This is a genomic window from Nocardiopsis lucentensis DSM 44048 (assembly GCF_000341125.1).
In the GTDB taxonomy this organism is placed as follows: domain Bacteria; phylum Actinomycetota; class Actinomycetes; order Streptosporangiales; family Streptosporangiaceae; genus Nocardiopsis; species Nocardiopsis lucentensis.
On the sequence record NZ_ANBC01000652.1, the window covers coordinates 1 to 1,461 of the forward strand.

General features: G+C 74.9%; 1 protein-coding gene and 1 pseudogene. Both read right to left on the reverse strand.

Translation table 11 applies throughout. The annotated features are described in order from the left end of the window. Positions 1-937: pseudogene (locus tag D471_RS42010) on the reverse strand (serine/threonine protein phosphatase); the annotation flags it as partial. Positions 938-954: 17 nt separating this feature from the next. Further along, positions 955-1,461 (reverse strand): tetratricopeptide repeat protein (locus tag D471_RS0123070; RefSeq protein WP_026127997.1); only part of this gene is annotated, 507 nt, incomplete at its 5' end.

Sequence of the window (1,461 nt, forward strand, 5' to 3'; positions counted from 1 at the left end):
CGGTGTCGGGGCGCACGACGGCGGAGACGAACGTGCAGGCGGGCGCGGACCGGGGCGACTCCGCGATCGCGGCCACGGCACGGGCGGCGTGGGTCATCGCCGCGCCGGTGGCCTCGCGGGGGTCGGCTCCCTGGCGCATGCGCTCGACGAGGACGGCGACGCCGGCTTCGGCGGTCACACGGGAGGCCTCGTCGGGGCGGGGCGAGGTGGACACCCCGTCGCAGACCACGGCGAGGACCGCGCCGGGCGCGTGGGGGTCGTCGGCGGGCAGGACGCGGACCGCCATGGCGTCCTCGTTGCGTTTGTGCCGCAGTCCGCGGTCACTGACGCCCGCGGCGCTCTCGGTGGACACCTCGACGTGGTCGCGCCCGGTGGGCTGGAGCAGGCCGCACGTCATGCAGTACCCGTCCCGTACCCGCCCCGGGCACCACGTGCAGAGGGCGGGGTTGGTGGGGGTGACCGGGACGCTTCCGGTGGCGGGCGGCGGCCACTCCGGCACGGTCGGAACGGATTGTTCGGAGGACCCCGCCTGACCGGAGGGTCTGGGGGGTCTGGAGGTCTCGGCCGGGCTGTGGGCACCATCGGCGGGGCCCCGGGGCTCGCCCGTCGGGGCGGGGAGGACGGCGTCGCGCCGCAGGGGCTGGGTGGCCAGGGCGTCGGCACCGCCGCCGGACCGCGGACGCGTGGCACCGGACAGGCTCACCTGGGGCGCGGTGGGCGCGCCGTCCTCGGGCGTCAGACCGGGACGTTCGCCGCCGTCGGGACTCGGGCGGGTGGCCCCCGACAGGCTCACCTGGGGCGCGGTGGGCACCGTGTCGGGGTTCTCGGCGGGAGCGTCCCTGATGTCGCTCGGAAGGGTGCGGCCGCACCCCTCGCAGAAGCTGTCACCAGCGGCCACTCTGTCGGCGCAGGCAGGGCAGGTCCGCACCTTGGACATCGACGTACCTTCGATTCTCACAGCAGCGTCACGGGGCGTAGGGAGTTGGCCTTGTCCACGAGTTCGTGGCGTTCACGCACCGAGGCGGCGCGATGAGCCAGGGTACGGTAACGCCGTTCCAGGTTGGCACGCACACCGTCCTCCGAGAGCGGTGCTCCCAGGAGCACACGGTCCGCCGGCGCGCGGCCACCCGCGTCGAGCCAGACCAGGACGTTCTCCAGGACCCGGGCGGCGAGCCGGTCGGTGGAGTCGCCGTCCAGACCGAGCCGTTCCAGGCGTTGGCCCGCCTCCAGGAACTCCGCCGCGTCCGTGGAGCCGTGCCGGGTGGACAGGACGGACACGAGCGCGGTCTGGGCGTGCACGTACTGGCTGGACAGCTCGGGCACGGTGTCCAGGACCGAGATCGCCGCCGCCCGGTCGTCCTGGGCGAGGCGGATCCGTGCCAGGCCGAAGGCGGCGCTGACGAACGAGTGGTCGGTGCTCCACACCGTCTGGTACTGGCGGGCGGCGGTCGCGTGGTCGCC